Origin of the sequence: Micromonospora sp. NPDC005305 (genome assembly GCF_040607315.1) — a bacterium.
Taxonomy (GTDB): Bacteria; Actinomycetota; Actinomycetes; order Mycobacteriales; family Micromonosporaceae; genus Micromonospora.
This window is the reverse complement of record NZ_JBEXGL010000014.1, coordinates 58,050-77,430: the sequence shown is the minus strand read 5'-3', so window position 1 is coordinate 77,430 and position 19,381 is coordinate 58,050. Positions and strand designations below refer to the sequence as shown.

General features: G+C 72.2%; 23 protein-coding genes. 12 read left to right on the top strand and 11 right to left on the bottom strand.

What is annotated here, in order from left to right:
• The first annotated feature begins 53 nt into the window (after nucleotides 1–53).
• Both ABZS80_RS22715 and ABZS80_RS22710 read left to right on the top strand, forming a co-directional pair.
• Nucleotides 54–893, top strand: a complete 840-nt coding sequence (locus ABZS80_RS22715) for a sugar phosphate isomerase/epimerase family protein (protein WP_355058739.1) — start codon at nucleotides 54–56, stop codon at nucleotides 891–893.
• Nucleotides 893–1,984 (top strand): glycerate kinase, encoded by a 1,092-nt coding sequence (locus tag ABZS80_RS22710; RefSeq protein WP_355058737.1) that lies wholly within the window; start codon nucleotides 893–895, stop codon nucleotides 1,982–1,984. Before ABZS80_RS22715 ends, ABZS80_RS22710 begins: the two co-directional genes overlap by 1 nt.
• A gap of 62 nt (nucleotides 1,985–2,046) precedes the next feature.
• On the opposite strand, the gene ABZS80_RS22705 is transcribed toward ABZS80_RS22710, so the two are convergent.
• The 5 genes from ABZS80_RS22705 to ABZS80_RS22685 all read right to left on the bottom strand — a co-directional run bounded on the left by ABZS80_RS22705 (nucleotide 2,047) and on the right by ABZS80_RS22685 (nucleotide 6,357).
• Nucleotides 2,047–2,835, bottom strand: a complete 789-nt coding sequence (locus tag ABZS80_RS22705; RefSeq protein WP_355058736.1) for a hypothetical protein — start codon at nucleotides 2,833–2,835, stop codon at nucleotides 2,047–2,049.
• A 14-nt stretch (nucleotides 2,836–2,849) separates the two neighbouring features.
• Nucleotides 2,850–3,809: a WD40 repeat domain-containing protein gene (locus tag ABZS80_RS22700; protein WP_355058734.1), complete on the bottom strand. Its 960-nt coding sequence runs from the start codon at nucleotides 3,807–3,809 to the stop codon at nucleotides 2,850–2,852.
• A 69-nt stretch (nucleotides 3,810–3,878) separates the two neighbouring features.
• Complete coding sequence (locus ABZS80_RS22695) at nucleotides 3,879–4,583, bottom strand: DUF6069 family protein (RefSeq protein WP_355058732.1); 705 nt, start codon at nucleotides 4,581–4,583, stop codon at nucleotides 3,879–3,881.
• A gap of 5 nt (nucleotides 4,584–4,588) precedes the next feature.
• Nucleotides 4,589–5,587, bottom strand: coding sequence for an RNA polymerase subunit sigma-70 (locus tag ABZS80_RS22690; protein WP_355058730.1), 999 nt, complete (start codon nucleotides 5,585–5,587; stop codon nucleotides 4,589–4,591).
• A gap of 203 nt (nucleotides 5,588–5,790) precedes the next feature.
• Nucleotides 5,791–6,357: a YciI family protein gene (locus tag ABZS80_RS22685; protein WP_355058729.1), complete on the bottom strand. Its 567-nt coding sequence runs from the start codon at nucleotides 6,355–6,357 to the stop codon at nucleotides 5,791–5,793.
• Here ABZS80_RS22685 and ABZS80_RS22680 point away from each other — a divergent pair.
• Nucleotides 6,286–6,693 (top strand): glycerate kinase, encoded by a 408-nt coding sequence (locus ABZS80_RS22680; RefSeq protein WP_355058727.1) that lies wholly within the window; start codon nucleotides 6,286–6,288, stop codon nucleotides 6,691–6,693. The genes ABZS80_RS22685 and ABZS80_RS22680 overlap by 72 nt on opposite strands.
• Before the next feature lie 42 nt (nucleotides 6,694–6,735).
• The gene (locus tag ABZS80_RS22675; RefSeq protein WP_355058725.1) at nucleotides 6,736–6,972 is read left to right on the top strand and encodes a hypothetical protein; all 237 of its coding nucleotides are present in this window, start codon (nucleotides 6,736–6,738) and stop codon (nucleotides 6,970–6,972) included.
• Nucleotides 6,973–7,377: 405 nt separating this feature from the next.
• Here the strand turns inward: ABZS80_RS22675 and ABZS80_RS22670 are convergent, their stop codons facing one another.
• Nucleotides 7,378–7,641 (bottom strand): hypothetical protein, encoded by a 264-nt coding sequence (locus tag ABZS80_RS22670; RefSeq protein ID WP_355058723.1) that lies wholly within the window; start codon nucleotides 7,639–7,641, stop codon nucleotides 7,378–7,380.
• A gap of 487 nt (nucleotides 7,642–8,128) precedes the next feature.
• Between ABZS80_RS22670 and ABZS80_RS22665 the strand changes: the two genes are divergently transcribed.
• The 3 genes from ABZS80_RS22665 to ABZS80_RS22655 all read left to right on the top strand — a co-directional run bounded on the left by ABZS80_RS22665 (nucleotide 8,129) and on the right by ABZS80_RS22655 (nucleotide 10,374).
• Nucleotides 8,129–8,353 (top strand): hypothetical protein, encoded by a 225-nt coding sequence (locus ABZS80_RS22665; RefSeq protein WP_355058721.1) that lies wholly within the window; start codon nucleotides 8,129–8,131, stop codon nucleotides 8,351–8,353.
• 211 nt (nucleotides 8,354–8,564) lie between these two features.
• Complete coding sequence (locus tag ABZS80_RS22660) at nucleotides 8,565–8,768, top strand: cold-shock protein (RefSeq protein ID WP_355058719.1); 204 nt, start codon at nucleotides 8,565–8,567, stop codon at nucleotides 8,766–8,768.
• A gap of 667 nt (nucleotides 8,769–9,435) precedes the next feature.
• Nucleotides 9,436–10,374, top strand: coding sequence for a cyclase family protein (locus ABZS80_RS22655; RefSeq protein ID WP_355058717.1), 939 nt, complete (start codon nucleotides 9,436–9,438; stop codon nucleotides 10,372–10,374).
• Nucleotides 10,375–10,490: 116 nt separating this feature from the next.
• Here ABZS80_RS22655 and ABZS80_RS22650 read toward each other — a convergent pair whose 3' ends face one another.
• A complete protein-coding gene (locus tag ABZS80_RS22650; RefSeq protein WP_355058715.1) occupies nucleotides 10,491–12,593 on the bottom strand; it encodes a PQQ-dependent sugar dehydrogenase in 2,103 nt (700 codons plus the stop codon).
• Between the two features lie 37 nt (nucleotides 12,594–12,630).
• Nucleotides 12,631–13,581: a LamG-like jellyroll fold domain-containing protein gene (locus ABZS80_RS22645; RefSeq protein ID WP_355058713.1), complete on the bottom strand. Its 951-nt coding sequence runs from the start codon at nucleotides 13,579–13,581 to the stop codon at nucleotides 12,631–12,633.
• Between the two features lie 246 nt (nucleotides 13,582–13,827).
• Between ABZS80_RS22645 and ABZS80_RS22640 the strand changes: the two genes are divergently transcribed.
• From ABZS80_RS22640 to ABZS80_RS22630, 3 genes are read left to right on the top strand one after another with little or no spacing between them, the layout of a single operon-like run.
• Nucleotides 13,828–14,868, top strand: a complete 1,041-nt coding sequence (locus ABZS80_RS22640; RefSeq protein ID WP_355058712.1) for a LacI family DNA-binding transcriptional regulator — start codon at nucleotides 13,828–13,830, stop codon at nucleotides 14,866–14,868.
• Nucleotides 14,869–14,924: 56 nt separating this feature from the next.
• Entirely contained in the window at nucleotides 14,925–15,254 is a 330-nt protein-coding gene (locus tag ABZS80_RS22635; protein ID WP_355058710.1) for a DUF4326 domain-containing protein, read from the top strand.
• Nucleotides 15,251–15,499: a hypothetical protein gene (locus tag ABZS80_RS22630; RefSeq protein ID WP_355058708.1), complete on the top strand. Its 249-nt coding sequence runs from the start codon at nucleotides 15,251–15,253 to the stop codon at nucleotides 15,497–15,499. Before ABZS80_RS22635 ends, ABZS80_RS22630 begins: the two co-directional genes overlap by 4 nt.
• A 33-nt stretch (nucleotides 15,500–15,532) precedes the next feature.
• On the opposite strand, the gene ABZS80_RS22625 is transcribed toward ABZS80_RS22630, so the two are convergent.
• Nucleotides 15,533–16,063: a GNAT family N-acetyltransferase gene (locus ABZS80_RS22625; RefSeq protein WP_355058706.1), complete on the bottom strand. Its 531-nt coding sequence runs from the start codon at nucleotides 16,061–16,063 to the stop codon at nucleotides 15,533–15,535.
• A gap of 110 nt (nucleotides 16,064–16,173) precedes the next feature.
• Between ABZS80_RS22625 and ABZS80_RS22620 the strand changes: the two genes are divergently transcribed.
• Nucleotides 16,174–17,061 (top strand): alpha/beta hydrolase, encoded by an 888-nt coding sequence (locus ABZS80_RS22620; protein ID WP_355058704.1) that lies wholly within the window; start codon nucleotides 16,174–16,176, stop codon nucleotides 17,059–17,061.
• A 19-nt stretch (nucleotides 17,062–17,080) separates the two neighbouring features.
• On the opposite strand, the gene ABZS80_RS22615 is transcribed toward ABZS80_RS22620, so the two are convergent.
• Complete coding sequence (locus ABZS80_RS22615) at nucleotides 17,081–17,389, bottom strand: TraR/DksA C4-type zinc finger protein (protein WP_355058702.1); 309 nt, start codon at nucleotides 17,387–17,389, stop codon at nucleotides 17,081–17,083.
• A gap of 490 nt (nucleotides 17,390–17,879) precedes the next feature.
• On the opposite strand from ABZS80_RS22615, the gene ABZS80_RS22610 reads away from it, so the two are divergent.
• Nucleotides 17,880–18,635: a BTAD domain-containing putative transcriptional regulator gene (locus ABZS80_RS22610; protein WP_355058700.1), complete on the top strand. Its 756-nt coding sequence runs from the start codon at nucleotides 17,880–17,882 to the stop codon at nucleotides 18,633–18,635.
• Here the strand turns inward: ABZS80_RS22610 and ABZS80_RS22605 are convergent.
• A complete protein-coding gene (locus ABZS80_RS22605; RefSeq protein WP_355058698.1) occupies nucleotides 18,566–19,369 on the bottom strand; it encodes a BTAD domain-containing putative transcriptional regulator in 804 nt (267 codons plus the stop codon). The genes ABZS80_RS22610 and ABZS80_RS22605 overlap by 70 nt on opposite strands.
• Nucleotides 19,370–19,381 lie beyond the last annotated feature (12 nt).

Sequence of the window (19,381 nt, the reverse complement as noted above, 5' to 3'; positions counted from 1 at the left end):
CGAGGAGTGAGCCGGTCCTGCGAGCCCCGCAGTCGCGAACGGAAGGAAACACCGTGAGGGCCGTCGACCCCCGCCTGGCGAAGTTGTCGCTGAATCAGCGCACCACCGAGTCGTGGTCGGTGCGGGAGGCCGTCGAGGGCTGCGTCCGCGCCGGCATCCCGGCCATCGGGTTGTGGCGGGAGCCGGTCGCCGAGATCGGGGTGGCTGCCGCCGCGAAGCTCGTCGCCGACGCGGGACTGCGGGTGTCGTCGCTGTGCCGGGGCGGCTTCCTCACCGCCGGCGGCGAGGCCGGCCGGGCCGCGCTGGAGGACAACCGGCGCGCCATCGACGAGGCCGCCGGCCTGGGCACGGACTGCCTGGTCATGGTCGTCGGCGGCCTGCCGCCCGGCTCCCGCGACCTGATCGGCGCCCGGCAGCGGGTGGCCGACGCCCTGGCCGAGCTGGCCCCGTACGCGGGCGAGCGGGGCGTGCGCCTGGCCCTGGAGCCGTTGCACCCGATGTACTGCGCGGACCGCGCGGTGCTGTCCACCCTGGGGCAGGCCATCGACCTGGCCGAACCGTTCCCGGTGGCGCAGGTGGGCGTCGTCGTGGACACCTTCCACATCTGGTGGGACCCGGACGTCTGGCGGCAGATCGCCCGGGCCGGCGACCGCATCGCCAGCTTCCAGGTCTGCGACTTCCTCACCCCGCTCCCGGCCGACGTGCTGCTCGGCCGGGGCATGATGGGCGACGGGCACATCGACTTCCCGCCGTTCCGGCGGGCCGTCGAGGAGGCCGGCTACACCGGCGACACCGAGGTGGAGATCTTCAACGCCGAGGTGTGGGCGACCGATCCCGACGAGGTCCTCGCCACCATGAAGGACCGCTACCTCCAGCTCGTGCTCGCCGACTGATGCGCGTCGTCGTCGCGCCCGACTCGTTCAAGGGCTCGGTCACCGCCGGCGACGCGGCCAGGGCCCTGGCCCGCGGCTGGCTGGCCCACCGGCCCGGCGACGACGTACGGCTGCTCCCCCTGGCCGACGGCGGCGAAGGCACGGTCGACGCCTTCGCCGCGGCGCTGCCGGACGCCGAGCGCCGGACGACGGTCGTGCCGGGGCCGGACGGCCGGCCGGTCGACGCGGCGTGGCTGCTGCTGCCGGACCGGACCGCCGTGCTGGAGCTGGCCCAGTCCAGCGGGCTGCCGCTGCTGGAATGCCCGGACCCGCTCGGCGCGCACACCTACGGGCTGGGCGTGGTGGCGCGGGCCGCCCTCGACGCCGGGGCCACCCGCCTCGTCATCGGACTCGGCGGCTCCGCGTCCACCGACGGCGGCACCGGCGCGCTGCGCGCCCTCGGGCTGCGGCTGCACGACGACCAGGGCCGGGAATTGCCGCTCGGTGGCGCGGCGCTGGCCGAGCTGGCCCGCCTCGACACCACCGGCCTGGTGCCCCCGCCGCCCGGCGGCGTGCACCTGCTGGTCGACGTGACCGCGCCGCTGACCGGCCCGGCCGGGGCCGCCGCCACCTACGGACCGCAGAAGGGCGCCGGCCCGGAGGCCGTGGCGCTGCTGGACGCGGCGCTGGGCCGGTTCGCCGGGCTGGCCGACGGTGCGCCGGACCAGCCCGGCGCCGGCGCGGCCGGCGGCACGGCGTACGGTCTCTCGGCGCTGTGGGACGCGCGGATCACGCCGGGCGCGGCGACGATCGCCACGCTGGTCGGATTGGGCGAAGCGCTCGCCGGCGCGGACCTGGTGCTCACCGGAGAGGGACGCTTCGACGACACCTCGCTGACCGGCAAGGTGGTCGGCTCGCTGCTCGACGCGGCCGCGTCCGCCGGCGTACCCGTGGCGGTGGCCGCGGGGCAGGTCGCCGGACGGGTTCCCGGGTCGGTGGCGGCGGCGGTGTCCCTGGTGGAACTCGCCGGCTCGATCGACGCGGCTATGGACGACCCGACGACGTGGCTGGCCGAGGCCGGCGAGGCGCTGTCCCGGCGGCTGACCCCCTGACAGGGCCTCGCTCCTCGTCGCATCCGCGCGTCGCGGTGCTCGCCGGCTCCGGGGCGGAGGTGTCAGGAGTAGCGGAATTCAGCCGGCGACACTGTTGTGGTGCCGCAGGTCGGTGGGGTTCCCGTGCATTCCACCCAATGGTCCGTCCCGGCCATGACCCGGTAACCGTGCGGACTTTTGAAACCCGTCGTCCGGAAGGGCCGGCCGTGGTTGGTCACGTCGACGTTCTGCGACTCGCCGCCCACGACGAGGTCGAGATCGATGACCCATTCCACCGTGCCCCGGGTGGTGGCGGTCAACTCGAAGACCTCGGTCTCTCCCTTTTCGAGGGTGAACCCGAAGAGCGGCAGCCGGCCGTCCACCTTGGCGGCGTACTCGGCTGACGGTTCCGCCGCATCCAGATCCATGGCGACCTGCCGCGGCGTGACGGTGCCCTGCCCGCCGCCGCAGGTCAGTGAGGCGCCGCCCGGGTCAGGGGTCGCCGAACGCCTGATGACGCGGGCGCGCATCCCCTCGATGAGCACGCCCTTGTCGGATGCGCCCTGCACCACCAGCCGCACCCTGGTGGCCTCCTGATCCACCCCGCCGTTGCCGTGCGCCCAATCCACGATCGAGGGGCAGTCGAGCGGAGGACGTGTGGCGGGACGTGCGTCCGTGGGCATGACGAACGAGAACACGTCGTTGCCCCAGGCGGGCACGGTGGCGGGGTTGCTCACCACGTTGACCGCGATGGGCCGCTCGTCCTGCGGGTCGAGCATCTTCGGCACATAGATGCCCGCGGCGGCACCGATGACAGCCAGGACGGTGCCGCCGACCACGAACCACCATCCCTTGCTGATGGACTGCAGCACCCGCCGCCGCGGGCTCAGTTCCTGCCGCGGGGCAGGATCTTCACGCGGACGCCGTCGGGTATCGACCAGACCTGCCCGCCCTCGCCTCCGTCGAGCAGCAGCCATTTCCCGTCCTCCGTGAAGTGCGGCTCCACACCGAAATACCGCAATTGATAGTCCCCGTTGAGCGGCGGCCGCTCAGGCAGCGTCCAGACCCGCTGCTCGCGCCGGCCGGCCACCTCCCACAGCGACAGCTTGTTGTCCGGGATAACCAGGGCCACCAGGCTTCCGGCACGGTTCACCGCGCCCGTGTCGGCTCCGCAGCCGCACGGCACCCAGGTGAGCTTCTGGCTTTCCACCGCCCAGTGCAGGAATCCGTCGCTGCCGGCGGCCACGACCTGCTTTCCGTGATCGAAAACGGCGAGCGATCCGGAGTACCAGTACTTGCCCGGATCGTTGGACACTTCGATCTTCGGCGGCACCGGTGAGGTGATCCATTTCCCAGTCGCCACATCGACCACCACGAGGCGTCCGTTGCGAACCTTCTGGTAGTCCTCCCGGCCGACCAGGTAGGCGCTGTCCGTTGAGAAGCGAATGCTCTCCACGGGCGGGGTGAACAGGGCCTTCGGCTGCCTGGTCGTCAAGTCATAAAGGATCACGGTATCCGGGTCGGCTACGGCGAGATAGTGTCCGTCCGGCGAGAAGTCCGCGCCGAGCATTCTCTCCACAGCGGTGCCGAATCGGCCGAACTCTTCGCCGTCCCGGGTGACCACAATCCATTCGTTGACATGCTTCGCTTCGAATCGCCCGTCCTGGCTCACATAACGATCGAGCTGACGCCAGGACAGGTCGAAGGCCTCGGCCGGCAACGTGATCGACGTCGGTGCCGCCTTGGTGGTGACGATCGGGTCGGAGCCGTCGGAGGTCGCCTGCTTGGGAGTTGGCTGGCATGCCGCCAGGCAGGCCAGCACCGCGACCCCCGCAACCAGTCTCACCGGCGCTCTCCCCCGAAATCGCCACACACCTTCGCAGTACTTTATAGACCCTTGTCAAGGTCGGGATCGTCAGTCGGTCCAGGTGCGGAGGCTCCGGGCCAGGGTGGGGATCATCACCGCGGCGGGGACGAGGTGCAGCCCGAGGAGGGCGGTGATAGTGGCGGTGTCAGCCCCGGAGAGGAGGGGCGGGACCAACGAGAGCGCGGTCAGCGACACTGCCGTCCACACGAATCGCTGGGCCGGGCGAGCGCTCCAGCGGAGAAGAGCGACGGCGATGACGATGCCGACGACCGAGAAGAAGCCGGTCACGACGGCGAACCCGGGCAACGGGATCGTCTCGCCACCGTCGGGGATCTCGAAGTCGACGCCGACGGCCCGGGCGAGCGCGGCGGCGAGGGTGGTGGCCACCATCGCCGCGAGCGTGGTGATGAGGCCGGTGACGGCGAGCCCGCGGAATCGGTGGGTGTGGCTGGTCCGGGCCGGTGCCGGGTCTGCGACGACCCCGGGTTCAATCCTGCTGTTCATGTCGTTCCTCCATTGATCGGGAGTGGGGGTGAGGATGCGCACCGTCGCCGTGCGACGACCGGGGTTGCGCAGGGCGCGGACGCCGGTGCCGCCGAGCCAGAAACCGGAGTCGCGTCCGAGGACCGGCCCGGGCTCGCCGTCGCGCAGTTCCAGCTGCACCCGCCCGCGGGTGACGAGGCCGAACGCGTCGTACCACTGGGCCGCGACCACCGCGACACGCGCGCCGCCGCGCAGCGTGAGCGTCCGCACCGGGGCTACTCCGTGCCGTCCGCCGGCAGTCGCTCCGGCAGCCCGAGCCGCGGGAACTGGTCGTCGTGGAAGATGGTGATCTCGGTGATCGCCCCGCCGGTGACGCGCAGGACGTCGATCGTCAGCGGCAGGTACGCGTTCTCCCGCTCCCGCCAGTGGTAGAAGGCGACGGCGGGCTGCCGGTTCACGGACGTGGCGACGCCGCGCAGGCCCGTCATGCGGTCGAAGCCGTCCTCGATCCAGTCGTTCACCACCGCGTCGCGGCCGACGTGCAGGCCCGGCGTGGGCGGCATCGAGCAGCGGACGTCGTCCCGCAGCATCGCGGCGAGCGCCGGGATGTCCGTGGCCACGCTGGCCGCGGTGAAGCGGCGCACCAGCTCGCGCGTCCCGGCGTCCTCCTCGCTCCCGGTCCAGTCCTGCCGCTCGGCGGGCAGGTGCTCCCGCATGCCGGCGCGGGCCCGCTGCAGCGCGCTGTTCACGGAGTTGACCGAGTCCCCGAGCAGCTCCGCGACGTCCCTCGCCGGCCAGCCGAGCACGTCCCGCAGGATCAGCACGGCCCGCGGGCGCGGCGCGAGGTGCTGGACCGCGACCAGGTACGCCAGCTCGATCGTCTCCCGCGCGACGGCGACGGCCTCCGGCTCGTCCGCGTCGCCCGCGGGCAGCTCGTCGAGCAGCCGGTCCGGGTAGGGCTGCAGCCACCGCACCTCGCCGCCGGTCGCGGGCTCCGGTCGGCGCTTGGCGAGCAGGTCCAGGCAGGCGTTGGTGGCGATCCGGTACAGCCAGGCCCGGAACGTCGACCGCCCCTCGAAGGTCTCCCGCCGCCGCCAGGCCCGCAGGAACGTCTCCTGCACGGCGTCCTCCGCGTCCTCGAACGACCCGAGCATCCGGTAGCAGTGCAAGTGCAACTCCCGCCGGTGCCGCTCCGCCAACCCCGAGAACGCCGGCTCGCCGACCTCGCCCAGACCGCTCACGCCCAGCTCCTCCAGCCGCGTGTCCGCACTCATCACGTCATCCTTCCGTCTCGTCGTGTCCCGCCGTAGGTGTGACGGCTGCGGGCGCGACAACTCATCACCCGGGTCGGTCGGCAGGGTTGGTCCAGAGACGGATCAGGTGGCGGGGGCACACCGCGCGGTGCGGCGAGTAGAGGGGCGCACGGGCACGGCACGAGGTCGACAGGGCGGTCTTGATCTTGGAGATGAGACCCGGTTCACCTGGGGAGATGCGCGTCCGGCCGCCCGCCGAACGCCCAGTCGTGCACCTCGATGTCGGCGTACCGGTCCGGGGTCAGGACGGCGCGGGCCTCGTCCGGGTCCGAGGCCTCGACCAGCGCCGCCGTGCCCAGCCACGTGGCGCCGTCGTCGGAGAGCAGCGGCCCGTACGCGATGAGGTCGTGCCGGTCGTGCGGCGCGGCGAGGTCGGCGGCCTGACCCGCGCCGAGGCCGAGCACCAGGTGGCGGTTGCCGCCGGTCCGGCCCCCGGGGAAGTCCCACATGGTGCGCCCCAGCAGGTTGCGCCACCGGCGCAGGAGCACGTCCCGGTAGGCGCCCGCCTGGTAGTTGGGCTCGTCGAAGGCGAACGCCCGGGCGGCGGCGGGACCGGGCAGGTCGAGGATGTGCACGCTGCCGCTCGGGGTCGTGCCGTCGGCCGCGAAGGTCGGGCCGCGGGCGATCATCTTCGCCGCGTACCGGTCCATGTAGGCCCAGTGCTCCTCCAGCAAATTCCTGCGCAGGGCCGTCGAGCCGGGCCGGTCGCGGTGGTAACAGAAGAACTCCATGCCCAAATTGTGAACGGGGGCGGCGGGCTGCTCGCCGCCGACGACGCGGCCCGGGCCCTGGCCAACGGCTGGCTGGCCCACCGGCCCAGCGACGACGTACGACTGCTTCCCCTCGCGGACGGCGGCGAAGGCACCCAGGCGCGCTGTGCGCGCTCGGGCCAGGTCAGTGCCGAGAAGCTCGACGAGCCCACCGAAGCGTTCGCAGACGTCCGATCCGATGCCCGTGACGATGGGGATCGACGGCTCCCAGATCTGCAGGACATCCATGCCGCGTGTGGTTTTGGTTCACCCCTGGCGGCGATCCGCCCGCCCTCCATGGCCAGAGGTGCCGCTTGAGGACTTGTCTGTGGAGGCCGAAACCCGCACGCGCGCGACGAGATGGCGGACGACCTCGGGATCGCCGGTGATGACCGCGCCGGCCGCTACGAGCCCGGCCAGGTCCTCGCGGCCGAAGGCGGCGAGGAGGGCATCCGTCGTGGTGAGCAGGACGGCGACCGGCTCTTCGGGTGGCTCGACGCTCGGCCAACCTCGCAGTGGTCGCGCCTCGCCGCTGGCCGTGACGACGACCTCGGCGCGACGGCACCCACGGGCAGCGAACACCGTTGCTGCCACTGAAGATTGGTGCCGAGCGGTCGAATGTGCCTGCGCCCACCCGCTGCGTGGCTTTCTCCAGTTGCGGAGCGTCGACTCTCCGAGATGGTGCACCTGGTCATGGCCTATTGATCATCGCGATGATCGGGCCGTGGGGGCGCGAAGGCCTCGGCCGCTGCCTGGATTGTCGTTCTCATGATGTCGACGGGTAATTCGTAGTGCTGACGGCGTGGCCGGTGCGACGTCGTGTGGGCTCGGTGTTCTTCGGCCAACGCTCGTCGACGGCCCAGGCGACCGGTTGTTGGTAACCGATCGCCAGCGCCGTGCGGGCATCCGCCCTGGCCAGAAAGCCGGCATGGGTCGGTGAAGGCGTCGCGGAACGCCGGGTGGTACTCGTTGCAGCAGCGATTCGCAGCGCGGTGGGCTGCGTCAATCCAGGGAGCTACGGTGACGCAGGGGCGCGAGCTGCACCGTCCACGTCCGGGCTGTCCCGACGACCGCAATTGCCCGGCAGAGGAGGTCGCAGCCCATCTGCGGACTTCCTTCTGCGAAGCCGCGGTTGATGAAGCTGATCGCTCTCGGGTGGTCACCCGCTTCAAGAGCCTTCTCCAGCCCGGTGGCCAGAACCGCGGCGAGCGCGGCCTGAAAACTGTCTGCCCCTTTTTCGCGGAGGGTCTTGGTGGGCTCGCGCATTGGTGACGGAGAGACCGTGGGCGGCGCTAACACGAAAGTCATGTCCTTTTCCTGAGTGGTCGGTGCTGCTCGGTCGGGCCAGCCAGACGTTTCCCGAAGGGCGCCTGAAGGGGATGACCCACCACTGGACGCCAGCCATGCCTCCGGTCATGATCATTTGCCTCACGGCGTCGCTGGTCGTCGCCTTCAACGGACGCGGCGTTGTCCGTCAGCGCACTGAAGTGTTCGTGGCGATCGGATGGTCTGCCTACACTCCGCCCTTACACCTCGACGTTGTCCTGGGGACACTGCCGATACCTGGGCAGCACGCCCGGTGGGCGCTGGCCCGCCAACGATGTTGACGAACTGATCCACCGCCTACTCTACGCCCACTACCCGCAGCGGTGCCGCTGCAGCTCAGGGAGGTGACTCCAGCGATGAGCGTGGCTCCCTCTCGGCGAGGATCGACACGACCTCTGGCATCCCTGATCCGCTAGCTTCTTACGACATGGCAACTACGGTGCTACGCGTCCGGCTCATCGGTGGTGACCGCATGGACCTCACGTACGACGAACCGGGAGTCTCCGACGAGGACGATCTCGTGGAACACGTGATCTCGACACTGGCGCAGGACTCGGGAGTGCTGCGCACCAAACACGGTGACCGGCTCGTCGTGCTCTACGGCCGGGGCGTCGCGGCGATCGAAGTTGCGCCTCGCGGTGCCGTGCTGTGACCGGCCGCGCGCATGAGTGGCGTAGATCGACGGATTCTGTGTTATGGTCGCCCGGTTGCAGTTTTGATTCCGTAGACGTTTCGGCGCCTGATGGGTTCACCAAAACCCATCCAGGCGCTTTTTTCGTTTCGTGTCGTTCCCGGCGCGGCTGATCAACGCGGCAGCGCGAGTCCGCACCATGCGGTCTTCAACAGCCTGCGAAGGAGCAGACATGGCTACAGGCACCGTGAAGTGGTTCAACGGCGACAAGGGCTTCGGCTTCATCAGCCAGGACGGCGGCGGCGCCGACGTCTTCGCCCATTTCTCGGCGATCTCCGCGAGCGGCTTCCGCAACCTCGAGGAGAACCAGCGGGTGGAGTTCGACATCACCCAGGGCCCGAAGGGCCCGCAGGCGTCGGACATCCGCCCGCTCTGATCCACGCTCTACCGAACGGCGGCCTGACTGGTTCAGCAGGCCGCCGTTCGGCATTTCATCCCTCATCTTGTTCAGGTTCGTTTTTGCGATGTCCCGTGGCCTGCGGCCCGTGCCTTCTCTGCGACGCGCCGTTCGAGGAAGGCACAGCATGACCGTGATCACCACGTCACCGCGCACGCCAGACGGCCACCCGGCGACGGTCCCCGGCGGGTTCAGCCGCGACCCGCACCCGGTCGCCGGCGCTCCGCGTTTCCGCGGCCCGACCCCTGCTCCGACCTGCGGTTCCATGGCACAGTTTCTTTCACCGCCCACCGCGGAGGAAGAGAAGCCCGCGCCTCGTGCATCCGACTGCGGCGAGGTGGCGATGCATCGACTGCGCCACCCGTTCACCGTCGCAGCCGGCACGACGCCACACCGAGCGACGGTAAGTATGGCCGCCCAGGCAGTGTGAGCTCAGACAACAACTTGCCGGCGATACCTGTCACCTGCCACCACTGGTCGTGGCCCTACCCGACCTTCTGACCGGCCGACTGCCGGCCCGCTGATGTACTGTCTTGCCAGTTCAGCGGGCCTTGGCAGGTCAAAGGAGAGGGCGGGACACCTTACCCGCGCCGCCTCGAACTACGTGACCGGAGGAGTCGAGCTGGGGATGGCAGCAGAGCGACCGATGCCCACCCAGGACGACGTGCTCGGGTACTTCCGGACGCTGTCGAACTGGGGACGGTGGGGCGACGACGACGAGCTCGGGACTCTGAACCACATCACCGACGACGTCCGGCTGGCGGCGGCGCGGGCAGTGCGCCACGGCAGGAGCGTGTCGTGCGCCTGGGAGGTTGCCGTACCGAAGGACATGGAGCGGTCGACGACGACGTGCCCGTGCGCCGCCGACATGCCGGGGGCCGAGAACATGCCGGTGGCCGCCTTCCATGCCGACCGGCGCTGGGGCTTCTCGTCCGAGCGGCTCGGCATCACGTTCCACGGCAACACCATCACCCACCTCGACTCGCCGTGCCACCTCTTCTGGGACGGCACGATGTACAACGGGCGGTCGCACTCGTTGGTCGACGCCGCAACAGGATCGGCCTGGGCCGCCGTCACGGCGGCGGCGAACGGGATCGTCACGCGTGGCGTCCTGCTGGACATCGCGAGGGTCCGCGGCGTGCCGTGGTTGGAACCGGGGCAGGGTGTGTTTCCCGACGATCTCGAGGAGGCCGAACGTCGCCAGGGTGTGCGGGTGCGACCCGGCGATGCGGTGCTCCTGCGCACCGGCTACGGCCGCTCCCGGCACGAGACCGGTGAGGCCAGCGGTTTCACGCAGGCCGGCTGGCACGCGTCCTGCCTGCCGTGGCTGCATGAGCGGGAGGTCGCGCTGATCGGCGCTGACACCCCCCAGGACGTTCAGCCGTCGGGGTACGAGGACGTGTTGATGCCGGTCCACGCCGTGAGCCTCGTCGCGATGGGTCTGTGGATGCTCGACAACTGCGACCTGGAGGTGTGTGCGACGGCCGCTGCCGAGCTCGGCCAGTGGGACTTCCAGCTCGCCGTCGCGCCGGTCCGGTTCGCCGGTACGTCCGGCAGCCCGGTCAACCCGATCGCCACATTCTGACCGCGGCGGACGGCTTCGGCCCGCCACCGCGATCACGCCGGCCGTCTCGGCCGCCCAGCCACCGAAGCGCCGGAGGGGACGGCGGCACCCGGCCGCCGTCCCCTCCGCTCCTCGACTCAGGCCGGGGAGCCCGTCACGGTGAACTGACGGGTACGGCCGATGTTGTCGAAGGAGCCGAAGCCGACCCGACCGGAGGTGAAGGTGGTGTCCTTCGCGGTCAGCAGCGGGTCCTTGTGCCCATCGACGTAGACGGCGATCTCACCGGTGGCGGGCAGGTGCACGACCCGCACCTTGTGCCAGTCGGCGTCGGTGATCGCCGGGTTGGCGCCCCGCGAGCGCCCGTTCCACTGGTGGTCGATCCGCTCCCGGTCGGCATTGTTGACCTTGAAGATGCCGTTGTGCGGGTAGATCGTGTTGTCAGTGGACAGGTGCGCGTAGTAGTACTGCGTGTCCGACTGCCAGCCGAAGACGATGATCACGTCCCGGTTGGTGACCTCCACCGGCTCGTCGAGGCGCACCCGGGCGTCGATCTGGACCGAGGACCAGGCCGGGCCCTTGTCGAGGATGGCGTACTCGAACGGGCGGCGCGGGCCGGGGCGGCTCACGCCGGCCTCGGCGAGGATCACCTGGTCGCCCTCGAACCGCCACTTCGACGGGGTCACCGGCGTCCAGTTCTGCGCGCCCGCGGTGTTGACGACCTTGGTGTGGCCCACCTTGCCCTCCGCCACGGTCTTCGTGTCGACGACCTTCCAGATCTTCCCGTTGGCCTTGGCCACGATGTAGAGCTCACCGGCGGTGTCGGTGCCGAAGCGCAGGTCGACCCGGTTCGGGTCGCCGGGCGCGCCCGGGCTGGACAGGTCCTGCATGCGTACCAGGTCCCCGGCGGTGGTGTACAGCGCGAGCCGGTGGATCGGGGCGAGCCCGGCGCCGCGGCGCATCTCGTTCGCCTCGGTGTAGAGCACCCGGCCGTCGACCAGGTCGCCGAAGACGTACTTGCCCTTCAGGGCCGGCACGGACTTCCCGCGGTAGACGAAGCCACCGGCCACGGCGACGCCGACGTCAGAGGTGCAGTTCCAGTTCGCCGCCGGGTCGTGGTCGTACGCGGCGACCGGGTAGGTGTAGCCGTACTTGGCGTCGTCGGCGGGCAGCGGGTAGAGCTTGTCGCAGGGGTTGGTCGCGGTCTTGTCGAAGACCCAGTTGCCCTCGCGCTCGCTCCAGCCGAAGTTGTCCCCGGCCCGGACCTCGTAGATGGACTCGATGGCGTGCTCGCCGATGTGGCCCAGGTACATCCGGCCGGTGGCCCGGTCCCAGCTGAACCGGTGCGGGTCGCGGAAGCCGACCGCGTAGATCTCACCGAGCGCGCCGGCCCGCCCGACGAACGGGTTGTCGGCCGGGATTCCGTACCGGCCGTTGGGCGCGTTGGTGCCGCGCGGGTCGATGCGCAGCAGCTTGCCGTGCGGCATGCCCATGTTCTGCGGGTCGCCGTTGCGGGCGCCCTGGCCGCCGTCGCCGACGGCGAGGTAGAGCATCCCGTAGTCGCGGTCGCGCGGCTTCGCGGTCGGGTTGAAGTTGATCTCCTGGACGCCGTGGATCTGGCCGCCGAAGCCGATCCGCAGCACCTCGCGGTGGGTGCCGGCGAACGTGTCGGCGGCCGGGTCGCTGGCCGTCCACTCGGTGATCACGGCCTGGTAGATGGTGTTCGGCTGGGCGTAGTCCGGCGTCCGGGTGGCCAGCGACGCCTGCTCGGTGTGGATCGTGTAGAAGCGGCCGTTGCGCCCGAACTCGGGGTGGAAGGCGACGTACCCGAAGCCCTGGCCGAGGCCGCGTCCGGAGAAGAACTGCGGCGCGAAGGTGGCCGCCAGGTCCAGGTAGACGTGCGGCGTGCCGTTCTCCACAAAGTAGAGGTTGCCGTTGAGGTCCGGCACGGCCCGGCGGCCGGAGCCGTCGGGCAGCTCGCTGATCGTGTTGATCCGGGCCTTGCGCACCAGCCGCGCGTCGACCGGCGCCGGGTTCGGAGTGGACTGCGGGAAGCTCGCGTACTCCTGGAGCACCAGCCCCAGCCGCGACTGGATCTGCGACTCGGGGATCGGGTCGTAGACGGCGCCGTCGGCCCGCGCGGGGGCGGCGACCAGGGTGGACATGACGAGGGTGGCGGCAGTGACCCCGGCGGTGAGCGCGGCTCTGCGGAGCCTGCCGGTGCTGCCAGCGCGAATGAACACGCGGTTCTCCTTCTCGGTGGGACGATCCGAGGAACGGTCAGCGGGCCATGTAGCGGTACTGCTTGGCGATGTCGCTCGCCGGGATCACGCTGTCGAGGAACATGAGGCCGTCCATGCGGCAGTCGCACGGGTTGCGTTCCAGGTTGTTCTGCGGGAAGCTCCCGCCGATCTTGATGCCGCGCGCGTCGGTGGCGCTGGTGACGTGCGGGCCGGGCCCGTTGAGCTGCCACGGGTCGCCGGCGGTGGTGTAGAAGCCGTCGACCGGCTCGCCGTTGCGGTAGAGCGCCATGGTGCCGCTGGTGAAGTCGTAGGTGGCCGCGAGGTGCACCCACTCCCCCTTCGGCAGCAGGGTCCGCCAGTCCTCGTTGGCGGCGAAGGTCTGCGAGGCGCCGCCGTCGACGCGGCGGCCGAGGGCGACCAGGTGCAGCTCGCCGCCCACGTCGATGAGTTCCAGCAGGGCGCGCACGCCGTGCCCGTCGGAGTCGCCGGTCAGCACGCCGGCCAGGCCGATGGCGTTGAACCGGTCGGTCGGGTTGGCGGTGGTGGAGTTCAGCGACGGGCCGTCCATCTCCCGCTTGAACCAGCCCATCACCGTGGTGCCCTCGGCGCCGCTGAACGCGCGCAGCGTGCGGACGCCGCTGGAGGACCAGATGCCTGCCTTCCAGTCGTCGTTGCCGGCGGCCTGCGGGTTGACCTGCCGGGTCTGCAGCGCGTCGCCGCTGCCCTTGTACGCCCGGTCGGGCACCCGCATGGCCGCGCCGCCGTTGACCAGCTCGATCTCGGTGCCGGACCGGCCCAGGTCCCGCTCGAGCGCCGGGTCGCCGACCACCGGGTGGTCGAAGTCGTAGAAGGCGACCAGGTGCTGCCGGAGGGCGGGGTGGACGTCGTGCGGTCCGGGCCGGTCGGCCTGGGCCGGGCTCGCCGCCGCGGTCAGCGCCAGCGCCAGCAGGGCGGTGGCCGCGACGGCGGCGCGTGAGTGTCTTCTCATGGGGAGGTGCTCCCTTCGTCGGTGCGGTGGTGGCGGTGACGAAAGCGCTTACGTACCGGGCGTGGATCGGTGCCCGGATGTGGAGTCGGAGTGTGTCGGGACAGGACGGTCCGCCGTGGGGCCGGCCGGACGGTCGAGGCGGCGGCGCGCTTACGAAAGCGCTTACGTAAGCGCTTTCGTACCCTATGCTGTGCCCTACGCCACACGCAAGAGCACGGCGCGGATCAATGCCTGCCAGGAGTTCCCATGCCCCGACCCGGACCACGGTTGCGCCTCGTCGACGTGGCGGAACGCGCCGGCGTCTCGCTGGCGACCGCCTCCCGCGCCCTCGCCGGCCGGGAGGGTGTCAGCGAGGAGGTGGCCCGGCACGTCCGCCAGGTCTCCCTGGAACTCGGGTACGTGGCCAACCCGTACGCCCGCACCCTCGCCGGCGGCGCCAGCACCACCGTCGGCCTGATCGTGCACCAGATCGACGACCCGTACTTCTCCGAGATCGCCGGCGGCGTGCTCCAGGTCGCCGCCGAGGAGGGCCTGCTGGTCCAGATCGCCCACTCCGGACGCGACCCGGAGAACGAGCTGCGCCAATTGCGGCACCTCATCGCCCAGCAGGTGGGGATCATCCTCATCGCCGGCTCCGGCTACGACGACCCGCGCGTGGAGGCCGAGGCGCGCGCCGAACTCGCCGGCTTCCAACGGTCCGGCGGGCGGGTCGCCGTCATCGGACGGCACGCCCTGGGCGTCGACGCCGTGGTGCCGGACAACGAGGCCGGGGGCCGCGACATCGGCGCCCACCTGCTGGGGCTGGGCCACCGGCGGATCGCCGTCGCCGCCGGCACCCCCGGCCTGACCACCGTGGCCGACCGGCTCGCCGGGGTGACCGCCGCGCTCGCCGCGCACGGGCACTCCCCCGACGACCTCGCCGTCGTCCACTCCGACTTCACCCGCGACGGCGGCCGGGTGGCCACCGAACGGATCCTGCACTACCACCCGGACAGCACAGCGATCATCGCGCTCAACGACGCGATGGCCATCGGCGTGCTGTCCGTGCTGCGGTCGCGGCGCATCCCGGTGCCCGAGCGCGTGTCGGTGGTCGGCTTCGACGACGTCTCCGTCGCCGCCGACCTGGCGCCCAGCCTCACCACCGTCCGGCTGCCCATGACCGAGATGGGGCGGATGGCGCTGACCCTCGCGCTGAAGCCCCGGTCGACCCGGCCGCGCCGACGGTCCACCGGTCACACGCTGATCGTCCGCGACTCCACCGGCCCGGCGCCCGCGACCGGCGGCTGACCGGACCGGTGCTGCGACACTGGTGGCTCGAACGGAAGCAGCGGAGGAGCGCGGCCATGCGGGCAACCACCGTCGTCAACCTGAAGGGCCATCGCGACGACCCGGCGTACGCCGACGTGGTCTACGTCGGGCGAGCCATGTCCCGCGGCGGCTGGCGGCTGCCGCAGTCCCCGCTGTCCAGCCCGTACCGGCCCGGCCCGGACGGCACCCGCGACGAGGTGATCGAGAAGTACCGGGCGTACCTGCTCGGCCGGCCCGACCTGCTCGCGCTGCTGCCCGACCTACGCGGGCGCCGCCTCGGCTGCTGGTGCGTGCCGGAGCGCTGCCACGCCGAGGTGATCGCCGAACTCGCCGACGCGCCGCCGCAGTCGAGGCCCGGGCCATGATCCCGAGCCTCATCCTCCTCGGCCTGCTGCTCGGGCGCTGGTGGTGGCTGCCGCTGCCGGTCGCCACCGCCGGTTGGCCCGCCCTGCTGGTCGCCACCGGGGCGATGGACATCGGGCCGGGGCTGATCGCCGCGTCCGGGCTGGCGCTGCTGAACACCGGCGTGGGCGTGGCAGTCCACCAGGGCGTTCTCCACCTCGTCCGGCGGTTGCGCCCGACGACGGACGGCCCGACACGCGGTCGGTGAACGGCCGCCGACGGTGGTCGGCGACCTGTTCGGTCAACCGAGCTTCTTGCGCAGCGTCTCGAAGGCCAGATCCGGCCGCAGGGGCCGGCCGAACCGCTCGTCGCCGTACGGGAACGGGCTCAGCTCGCCGGTGCGGACGTAGCCGCGCCGCTCGTACCAGGCGATCAGGTCCTCCCGCTGCGTGATCACGGTCATCCGCATCTCGCCGCTGTGCCACTGCTCCCGGGCGTGCCGCTCGGCCTCCGCCAGCAGGTCCCGGCCCAGCCCGCCGCCCTGCCGCCCCGGGGCCACCGCGAACATACCGAAGTAGACGTGGTCGTCGCGGCGCTCCACCTGGCAGCAGGCCACGATCTCCGTGCCGTCCTCTACCACCAGGACCGTCCCGCCCGGGCTCGACACGGCCTCGGCCACCATGGCCGGGTCGGTGCGCTGCCCCGCGAGCAGGTCGGCCTCGGTGGTCCAGCCGGCCCGGCTCCGCTCCCCCCGGTACGCCGACTCGACCAGATCGACGAGGGCGGCCACGTCGGCGGGACGGGCGGTGCGGACGGTGCGCGGGCTGGTCATCGGCGGTCTCCACGGTCACGACGGGTCACCGGGCCAGGGTACGCAGCCCGGCCGACGAGCGACGATCGGCGGGGCGGCCGGCAGCCCGTGCGGCGTGGTTGACTGCCGGCATGGAGCTGCGCGTCGGTGAGCTCGACCTGCCCGCGACCCTGGACGTCCCGGCCGGGCCGCCGCGCGGCGGCCTGGTGGTGCTGCACGGCTCGCACGCCGACCGGCGGTCGTACTTCCTGTACGAGCACCTGGCCCGGCTGCTGCCACCGGCCGGGATCGCGGTGCTGCGCTACGACCGACGGCCCCGGGTGAACGGGCACGACGTGCCGCTGACGGCGCAGGCCGACGACGCGACGGCGGCCCTCGACGTGCTGCGCCGACAGGTCGGGGACGTGCCCGTCGGACTGTGGGGGTTCAGCCAGGGCGCGTGGGCGGCGACGCTGACCGCCACCCGGCGCCCGGTGGACTTCCTCGTCCTGCTCGGGTGCAGCGGGGTCAGCCCCGCCGTGCAGATGCGCTACGGCACCGCCGAGCAGTTGCGCCGACACGGGTACGGCCCGGCCGACCTCGCCGAACTGGACCGGCTGCGCGGCGTCGCGGAGGGCTTCCTGCGCGGCGACGTGCCCCGGGCGACCGCCCAGGCGGAGCTGGACGTGGCCGTGCGGCGGCCCTGGTTCCCGCTGGTGTACCTGCCCCGCGAGCTGCCCGACGCTCCGGGCACCTGGGTCGACATGGACTTCGACCCGGAGCCGGTCTTCGCGAAGCTGTCCGGCCCGGTGCTGCTCTGCTACGGCGAGACCGACGGGTGGACGCCGATCGAGCAGAGCCTGGCCGTGTGGCGGCGGGCCGCACGCGACGCGGAGCTGACCGTGGCCCGCCTGGCCGGCTGCGACCACGCGCCCACCAATGACGGACGCAACGACCTGACCGGCGTCAGCCCGGAGTACGAGCGCGTCCTGCTGGACTGGCTCGGGCGCCGGCTGCCGGAGCGCCGGGCCGTACGGTGACGGCCCGGCGCCCGCCGGGTCAGCCGTGCTTCTGCTGGCAGGGCACGCAGAAGCGGGCGTGCGGCAGCGCCTCCAGGCGCTCCACCGGGATCGGCGCGGCGCACCGCTCGCAGCGGCCGTAGCCGCCGTCGGCCATCCGGCGCAGCGCGTCGCCGATCTGCCCGAGGCTCTGCCGGGTGGCGACGATCAGCGCCGCCCGGGTGTGCGCCTCGCCGGGGTCGCCGGTGTCCGCCGTGAGCTCGGTCAACCGGGCCGTCTGCGCCGCGAAGTCGTCGGTCAGCGTGGCCCGCAACCGGGTGAGCCGGTCGTCGTGCAGGTCGGTGCCCATCTGGATCCCCTTCCAGGAAAAGAAAAAGGGCCGAAGCCGGATGGCTTCGCCCTGGGTGGCCGTACGCGGATCAACGGGATCCGGGTGGGCCACGGTCGGTGGGGACCGGGCTCGGCAGGCCGTGGATGGGCGCGACGGAGCGGCTGCCCGCCGGACGGGCGGGCACGGCCTCGGGACGCCGGCCGCGGGCAGCAGCGAACGCCGCCGTGGTGACGGCGGTCGTGGACAGCAGCCCGGCCGGGTACATCCGCCCACCATAGGCCAGCCCACGCGGTTCGCCAACGACTTTGCCCAACCGCCGCTCCCCCGACGCGCACGTTCCCGGAGGCAGCCGTTCGGCCGGTCCCGGCCGCCGATCATGACCGGTCGCCGGACCGGGTGGACGAACGGGATGTCCGGCCACCGACAGGCCCGTTCCCGGGGACCCGCGACCTGCGGTATTCGAAAGATGACCCTCCGCCCCACACCCCGGACAGAGCGGAGCGCCGACGTGTGGATCACCACGGGAACAGCGCCGGAGGCCGTACCCCCGCACCGGGCCGGCTGGCGGCTGCGGCTGCTCGGCGGCTTCGCGCTCGACCGCGACGGCGAGCCGGTCGCCCTGCCGGCGACCGCGCAGCGGCTGGTGGCCTTCCTGGCCGTGCGCGGCGCCTCGGACCGGGCCCGCACCGCCTGGTCGATGTGGGCGAGCAAGCCCGAGGAACGGGCCTCGGCCGACCTGCGCACGGCGCTGTGGCGGCTGCGCAAGGCCGCACCCGGCCTGCTCGCCGACTCCACCGGCGCGCTCGCGCTGGCCACCGGGGTGGCGGTGGACACCCGCTGTCTCGCGGGGCGCGGCCCGGTCGACCCGGCGTTCCTGCGCCGGCACGCCGCCGACGGCTGCCCCGACCTGCTCCCCGGCTGGTACGACGACTGGGTGCTCATGCACCGGGAACTGCTGCGCCACCGGGCCCTGCGGGCGCTGGAGGACGCCGCCGGGACCGCGATCCGGGCCGGTGACCCGGCCGCCGGGCTGGGCTGGGCGCTGGAGGCGGTCGCCGCCGACGCGTTGCGGGAGAGCGGCCACCGGCTGGTGCTCACCGCGATGCTGGCCGACGGGAACGTCAGCGACGCGCTGCGCCACGCCGACCTGGTGGTCCGGCTGCTCGCCGAGCAGCTGGGGGTCCGGCCCTCGCCTCAGCTCATGGCGTTGATCGAGGAGGCGCGCTCGCGGTCGGCGGTGGCCGCCGGCCGGGCGCGCGGATAGGCGTCGAGCAGCTCGCCCAGGCGCGGATCGGGTTCCATGTCCAGCTCCCGGGCCAGCAGCCGGCGGTAGCTGTCCAGGCCACGGCGGCCCTCCACCCAGTTCCCCTCGGCCAGGTGCGCCTCCAGCAGCACCCGCTGGGCACTCTCCCGCAGCGGCTCCGCCCCGGCGGCGGTCAGCGCCACCTCGACGGCCTCGGCGCAGCGGCCCGTGGTGACCAGGTGCCGGCTCATCGCCTCCATCCCGTGCAGCACCCGCTGGCGGACCCGCTCCCGTTCGGTGAGAACCCAGTCGTCGTACCAGCCGGGGAGCAGGTCGAACAGGACCCCGCCGGTGGGCAGCGCGGACAGGTCGGCGCCGGCCGGGCGGCCCGCGATCAACCGGGCGGCCCAGGCCGTGACGAGGTCGATGTCGACCAGCACGCCGGGCCGGAACGCGAGGTGGTGCCGGTCCACCCCGATCAGCCCGACGTGCGCCTGGTTGAGCCGCCACAGCGCCGAGCGCAGGTTGCCGGCCGCGCGCGCGTCCGGGGCGTCCGGCCACAGGGTGGCGGCGGCATGACCCCGGTCGAGGCGGCGGCGGTGCAGGGCGACGTAGACGAGCAGGCGCTTGCTGCCTTCGGGCACGTCGTACCAGCGGGAACCGTGGCTGACCCGGACGTCGCCGAGCAGCCGCAACACCGGACCGGACCCGGCCGGCTGGTCGGCCACGAGGGCGTCGACGAAGTCGGCGGTCATCCGGGACCTCCC

Coding starts and splice junctions, on each gene's coding strand:
- ABZS80_RS22710 (WP_355058737.1), top strand. CDS start 893: ATGCGCGTCGTCGTCGCGCCCGACTCGTTCAAGGGCTCGGTCACCGCC.
- ABZS80_RS22690 (WP_355058730.1), bottom strand. CDS start 5,587: ATGAGTGCGGACACGCGGCTGGAGGAGCTGGGCGTGAGCGGTCTGGGC.
- ABZS80_RS22685 (WP_355058729.1), bottom strand. CDS start 6,357: ATGGAGTTCTTCTGTTACCACCGCGACCGGCCCGGCTCGACGGCCCTG.
- ABZS80_RS22675 (WP_355058725.1), top strand. CDS start 6,736: ATGGCGGACGACCTCGGGATCGCCGGTGATGACCGCGCCGGCCGCTAC.
- ABZS80_RS22670 (WP_355058723.1), bottom strand. CDS start 7,641: ATGCGCGAGCCCACCAAGACCCTCCGCGAAAAAGGGGCAGACAGTTTT.
- ABZS80_RS22665 (WP_355058721.1), top strand. CDS start 8,129: ATGGCAACTACGGTGCTACGCGTCCGGCTCATCGGTGGTGACCGCATG.
- ABZS80_RS22660 (WP_355058719.1), top strand. CDS start 8,565: ATGGCTACAGGCACCGTGAAGTGGTTCAACGGCGACAAGGGCTTCGGC.
- ABZS80_RS22655 (WP_355058717.1), top strand. CDS start 9,436: ATGCCCACCCAGGACGACGTGCTCGGGTACTTCCGGACGCTGTCGAAC.
- ABZS80_RS22645 (WP_355058713.1), bottom strand. CDS start 13,581: ATGAGAAGACACTCACGCGCCGCCGTCGCGGCCACCGCCCTGCTGGCG.
- ABZS80_RS22640 (WP_355058712.1), top strand. CDS start 13,828: ATGCCCCGACCCGGACCACGGTTGCGCCTCGTCGACGTGGCGGAACGC.
- ABZS80_RS22635 (WP_355058710.1), top strand. CDS start 14,925: ATGCGGGCAACCACCGTCGTCAACCTGAAGGGCCATCGCGACGACCCG.
- ABZS80_RS22630 (WP_355058708.1), top strand. CDS start 15,251: ATGATCCCGAGCCTCATCCTCCTCGGCCTGCTGCTCGGGCGCTGGTGG.
- ABZS80_RS22625 (WP_355058706.1), bottom strand. CDS start 16,063: ATGACCAGCCCGCGCACCGTCCGCACCGCCCGTCCCGCCGACGTGGCC.
- ABZS80_RS22620 (WP_355058704.1), top strand. CDS start 16,174: ATGGAGCTGCGCGTCGGTGAGCTCGACCTGCCCGCGACCCTGGACGTC.
- ABZS80_RS22615 (WP_355058702.1), bottom strand. CDS start 17,389: ATGGGCACCGACCTGCACGACGACCGGCTCACCCGGTTGCGGGCCACG.
- ABZS80_RS22605 (WP_355058698.1), bottom strand. CDS start 19,369: ATGACCGCCGACTTCGTCGACGCCCTCGTGGCCGACCAGCCGGCCGGG.